The sequence below is a fragment of the Oleiphilus sp. HI0080 genome (assembly GCF_001635135.1).
In genome coordinates this window covers 1-5553 of record NZ_LWFU01000406.1, presented here as the reverse complement: position 1 = coordinate 5553, position 5553 = coordinate 1, and the positions used below count along the sequence as shown (strand labels likewise).

General features: G+C 47.1%; 6 protein-coding genes. 3 read left to right on the top strand and 3 right to left on the bottom strand.

Going from position 1 to position 5553, the window contains the following annotated elements:
- The 3 genes from A3751_RS07360 to A3751_RS07350 form a co-directional block, all read left to right on the top strand.
- Positions 1-624, top strand: a 624-nt coding sequence (locus tag A3751_RS07360; protein ID WP_156492310.1) for a helix-turn-helix domain-containing protein, incomplete at its 5' end; no start/stop codon positions are given.
- Between the two features lie 196 nt (positions 625-820).
- Positions 821-2059 carry a pyridoxal phosphate-dependent aminotransferase gene (locus A3751_RS07355; RefSeq protein ID WP_068453869.1) on the top strand — a complete coding sequence of 413 codons (1239 nt, stop codon included), beginning with the start codon at positions 821-823 and terminating at the stop codon, positions 2057-2059.
- A 7-nt stretch (positions 2060-2066) separates the two neighbouring features.
- Entirely contained in the window at positions 2067-2495 is a 429-nt protein-coding gene (locus tag A3751_RS07350) for a hypothetical protein (RefSeq protein WP_068453865.1), read from the top strand.
- Here the strand turns inward: A3751_RS07350 and A3751_RS07345 are convergent.
- From A3751_RS07345 to A3751_RS07335, 3 genes are all read right to left on the bottom strand, one after another.
- Complete coding sequence (locus A3751_RS07345) at positions 2492-3625, bottom strand: ATP-NAD kinase family protein (RefSeq protein ID WP_068453860.1); 1134 nt, start codon at positions 3623-3625, stop codon at positions 2492-2494. The two genes, A3751_RS07350 and A3751_RS07345, sit on opposite strands and share 4 nt — an antisense overlap.
- Before the next feature lie 44 nt (positions 3626-3669).
- On the bottom strand, positions 3670-4362 hold the full coding sequence (locus A3751_RS07340; protein WP_068453857.1) for a flagellar brake protein: 693 nt from the start codon (positions 4360-4362) through the stop codon (positions 3670-3672).
- An 11-nt stretch (positions 4363-4373) separates the two neighbouring features.
- A partial coding sequence (locus tag A3751_RS07335) for a 4-phosphoerythronate dehydrogenase (protein ID WP_231876858.1) occupies positions 4374-5553 on the bottom strand: 1180 nt, incomplete at its 5' end.

Here is a 5553-nt window from a genome sequence, read left to right as displayed (position 1 = left end):
ACTAGGCTATGGCTAGATTACGAAAAACCGGTTTACGCTGATGAGTATCGAGACCTGTATGGTTGCGAACCTAGGTATGATGCGCAACTCGCTTTATTCGAATTTTCAACAGAATTTAGTGACCAAGCGTTAGCGTCAAGCAATCATACCTTGCACAATACCTACATGAAGAAGTGCCAAGACTCCGCTCGACTCGCAGAGCGTTACTGGAGCTTTGACTACCGAACAACGACGCACTTGATACGAAATATACCAGCGGCATTCAACAGTGAGCACTTATCACAAGAGTTGAGTATTTCTCCGCGAGGCTTACAGAAAAAACTCAACACTCTTAACACGTCATTCTCTGCTCTTTGCATCCAGGCTCGCGCCGAGCTTGTCAAAGTGTTTCTGGTTCAACAAGGAAAGTCGATAGAGGCCACCGCCGAGCTCCTGGGCTTTCAAACGACATCCGGATTTCGTCGTTTCTTTAAAACTGAATTTGGCATGTCGGTCGGGAATTTTTTAAGCCAAATTAGAGAGCGTGAATCGCAGCAAGAGCAATCCAGCATTCCCGTTTCAGCCAGCTCGAGCTCAACAAAACGCTCTACTCACAGCAAAGCCAAGCAAACAGAAGCTTGTTAGGCCAAATCAATTTACCATCAACTAGATGGTGTTATTTCTAACATTGACCACCCAATTCAAGCCGTCTGCGCATTTTCTTTGAGGTTTAGAGGTCCAAATTGGGCACTAAGCCATGTCGTTGGATTCCAATCTCGCTTTATTTATATAGAATGCATTCTAGGCTTAATAAATACCTTTAACTTTCCAAGAGAAAACGATGAAAACGATCAAGAAGTCCTCCAAACTCGACAATGTGTGCTACGACATTCGCGGTGTTGTTGCCCATGAAGCGCGTCGACTCGAGGAGGAAGGTCATCGGATTCTCAAGCTCAACATTGGCAACCCTGCCCCGTTCGATTTTGATGTTCCTGAAGAAATTCAAACGGATGTAGTACGTAACCTTCCTAACGCGCAAGGGTATTGTGATTCAAAAGGTTTATATTCTGCGCGCAAAGCCGTTATGCAGCATTACCAAAGCCGCGGCATTCTTGATGTAGATATCGAAGACATCTATCTTGGAAACGGCGCGAGCGAGCTCATCGTGATGGCCATGCAAGCTCTGCTTAATAACGGTGATGAGGTGCTAATTCCAGCTCCTGACTACCCTTTATGGACGGCAGCCGTGACGCTGAGCAGCGGAAAGGCCGTTCATTATCAGTGCGATGAGCAAAGCAACTGGCAGCCCAATATCGATGACATCAAGAACAAAATTACCGACAAAACGAAAGCCATTGTTGTCATAAACCCAAACAATCCTACGGGAGCGGTTTATAGCAAGAAGTTGCTTCAACAGATTGTCGATCTAGCACGCGAACACTCTTTGATCCTGTTGGCTGACGAAATATACGACAAGATTCTTTATGACAAAGCGGTTCATCATCCGATGGCCGGCTTATCCCACGATGTCGTCACACTCACCTTCAATGGGCTATCCAAGTCGCACCGTGCAGCGGGTTATCGCTCTGGCTGGCTACTCATATCGGGGCCAAAACATACAGCTTCAGACTTTATTGAGGGGCTTGATATGCTGGCATCGATGCGTTTGTGTGCAAATGTACCTGCGCAGTTTGCCATTCAAACCGCGCTTGGCGGCTATCAAAGCATCAATGACCTGATTGTCCCTGGCGGGCGTTTTTACGATCAAAGGGACTTGGCGTGGAAGAAGCTAAATGAAATCAAAGGCGTCAGCTGCACAAAACCAGAAGGCGCTCTCTATCTCTTCGTGAAGCTTGATCCCGAAATTCATAAAATCTATAACGATGAGATGCTAGTGCTCGACTTGCTGAAGCAGCAGAAAATGCTCATTGTTCATGGAACAGGCTTCAACCTGCAAGACAACCAGCATTTTCGCTTCGTTTTCTTGCCTCGTGAAGACGTGCTTGCCGATGCAATAGCGCGCTTTGAATTATTCTTAAGCACCTACCAACAAACCCCAGACATGGCCAGAAGCAAGTAGCGCTAAGATGTACGATATACATATTGAAGAGTTTTATCGCGACTGTGCGCGTGTTTTGTTGCAGCTCTATCAAAGCTTTCCGCGAAAATCTGCCGTATTTGTAGAAGATATTACAGGCCCAGACATGCCGGACGAATACGGCATACACAGCGATCGCTTTCAGGCATGCTTTGGGGCAATGATCTGGCTAGAGAGCGAGGGCTACCTAGTATATGAGGCGCTGATTCGTCAGGAGGCAATCGATCAAGCTTGTCTTACTTCACTCGGCTTGCGGCTGCTTAATCAAATCAGCAAAGAAACTGATGTGATACTACCGGATGGCGCCCCCAAGCACGTTCCCAACGTTGAGGTACTTCGCTACACGATGAAAAAAAGCACTTCTACACAGCTTGCGAGTTTGATGATTCAACTAATCTCTGAGCACCGTATTCGCTAAGCGCTATAAACGACTTCATACAATACAAAATCATCATAACCACAGAGAATTTTTTGATAACCGGCAAGCGCATGGTTTAACTCATCACTACCACTATCGACTCGTAGCGGCTTACCCTGCAATGCATGCAAGCGTTCCTGCGTTCCGATAAACTGAAGATTCTGCGCACCGACACGCTCCAGAACCCGCGCACTCAATTGCTGATTACCTCTACCAAGAACAATCCCTTGCCCACCAATAATCGACAATAAAATACGAACATTGTCGTACCGTTCAATTAACTCGAGAATATCTGGTTCGTTCAAGTCACGTCCAACTAGAGCATCATTCGCCCAGGCATCCACACCCAGCAGGGTAGGCTGATCAATCCCAAGCTCTTCCTTAATATGCTTTAAGCTTCCGCCAGATCCCAGCAGATAGAGCGTATCCTCTTCTAGAGTCTCTACGATAAAGGCAGAAATTTCATGCAAGGCCATCTCATCATCAGGAAGGCCACTGCATTTTACTGACTGAACGAGCAACTGGTCATCAGGAACCATTAACTCGCCAAAGTGCTTTGTAATAACACGTCCTTCCTTGAACGAACGTTCATCGATATCCCGCACTTCGGCTTGTCGCACTGCAACTAGCTTTCGCGAGAGCATACTCGTCACAACAGAAAGCGCGGCCTGCGGAGTGATTGCAAACACGCCAGAGTGCATCTTCACACCACTAGGAATCCCCAAACATACTTGTTGAGACGTCAAACCTCTACAGACATCTCTGGCCGTGCCGTCGCCACCGGCAAAAAGCAATATATCGGGTCGCCCCTCCTCCAGAGTGTGCACCGCTTTTTGCGTGTCTAACGCGACCGTATCGTTACGAACATGATGCGCTACCTCAACATCAAAATCATAGTCAGCGAAGTAAGCCTCACCCATAGCTCCGCTTACCGTACTAAAGCGAATTAAGGAACGAAACTCTTTCAAACCTTCCAGCATGATGGCTATTTTTTGTGGTATCGCCGATTCAACCCCTAGCTCACGGGCGATTTTCGGTGTTTCTGGTGCGTCACTGCCCTTTAGACCACTTGGCCCACCAAGGCCTGCAACAGGATTAACGACAAGAGAGATATGAAAGATGCGTGACATTAGTGGCAAATCGTATAGGTAGTCTTAATTGCGAGGAGAAACAACTAGCAGTGCTCATAAATAAAGTTGTTCAGTATCAAGCGTGCATCTTCGCTAAGTTCAAGAAACTGAACACCAAAGACAAAGTGAGGCTCACCCATCACTTCGGATTCAACATGTGCATTACGAATAATCGCAGCAAGCCCCACATTGCGAACCATCTCACTTAACTCTAGATCAAAGTCTAAAAGCAGCTCATGGCCAAACTCACCCAATCTTTCACGGGAACGGAGTTTCGCGCCTGTTTTGCTCAAATCCTCAATCACCCCCTCTTTGGGCCAAACGGCATCAATATTGAAGTCGCTATCTATATTTGCACTAATGCGTGTTTTTATTCGCTCAGAACTTCTTACTTTACGAATCTCGACATTACTCGGATAAGACAAATACATATGCGGGAAAGGATCGGTTACCACAGACAACACGCGTGCAGCGAAATTAACAAAACCGGTTTTGATTAGAAATCTGGCTTTGAGCAAGCTACCTTCTTCGAGAACATTCTCTAGCGCGTTCTCAGGAATAGAGACCACCAAGGCTTTATCAACTTGATAACCAATCAACGTGACTTGATCTCGCCTTGCCGGTGATGCTGTATCCAGCGTTAGTAACGTTCCGACTGGAACACTCAAGGCTCGAAAGGCTGTTCTATCAGGGTATCCTTGCCGTAACACCGTAGCTACGTTGTCTTCCTTAATCACGCACTATTCCTCTATGCTTTGATATTAAAACCGAGACCTTTGAACTTAGAGAAGAGCTCAGAGGAGCCTTGCTTCAGCTGTATCTTTACACCCGAGAATTCACGACGACAGCGGTAGTTTTTTCGTAACTGATCAAAGCCCGAGGCTCTCGTTGCCTCATCGTCTTGTAAAGTTCGCATCAATTGCCCGTGGTCATGACGAACATCAAAACAGGCACGAATCGCGGTATGCAAACACCATTGCGCATCTGCCGTTGAAGTAAATGCCATACGAGACAATGGGGGCTCCTCTAAGAATTGCCCGAGAGAATGCCGAGTTGGTAGACCAAGAAACTGGCAAACACTGCGATAAACCATTTCAGTCCCCGAGACCTTGCCGTCGAAACTATATCCTGCGATGTGCGGCGTACCTAAATACACAAGCGATGCAAGCTCCGTATCGATGTGAGGCTCATTCTCCCAAACGTCTAAAATCACTGTCGGGGCATTTTCTTGTTTTAACCGTTGTTTTAAACAGGACTCTCTGACAACGCCGCCCCGACTGGTATTGATCAGGACCTGATTCGCCCCAAGCGCGCTAATTTGCTCAGCATCGATCATATACTGCGTGGGAAATTCACCGTCATCCGTTAGAGGTACGTGCAACGAGATTACGTCACATTGGAGCACCTCATCGAGAGAACATAGCGCCTCTTCCGTGTCTTCTGAAGTTTTGAAAGGGTCATAAACCTTGGTAGTCACACCAAGACGCTGAAGCTTTTTGTTCAGTCGACGTCCGACATTGCCATAGCCAATAATGCCGACTGTCGCCTCGTCTACTTCAAAGCTGTGTGTGTCGGCTAAAATCGACAGACAACTCAATACATACTCAACGACCGAGTTTGCATTAGCCCCAGGGGCCGCTGCAAACCGGATGTCTTGCTGGTTCAGGTAATCAAGGTCAACATGATCCTGCCCAGCCGTGCATGTTCCCACAAAACGAACGGTTGAGTCTTTTAGTAAACGCTGATCAACCTGCGTAACCGAACGTACTAACAGCACGTCGGCATCTAGGATATCTGAGGAAGTTATCTCTCGGCCGGGCTTGGCAATTAACTCGCCAAACTCGCCGAAAAACCTATGGAGTAGAGGGATATTCTCGTCGGCTACAATTTTCAAAAGCACCTCTGATGCTGGTGATTTCTGCGGCCTT

Bases quoted from the DNA above. Each gene is read 5' to 3' on its own strand.
- A3751_RS07355 (WP_068453869.1), top strand. From the start codon at position 821: ATGAAAACGATCAAGAAGTCCTCCAAACTCGACAATGTGTGCTACGAC.
- A3751_RS07350 (WP_068453865.1), top strand. From the start codon at position 2,067: ATGTACGATATACATATTGAAGAGTTTTATCGCGACTGTGCGCGTGTT.
- A3751_RS07345 (WP_068453860.1), bottom strand. From the start codon at position 3,625: ATGTCACGCATCTTTCATATCTCTCTTGTCGTTAATCCTGTTGCAGGC.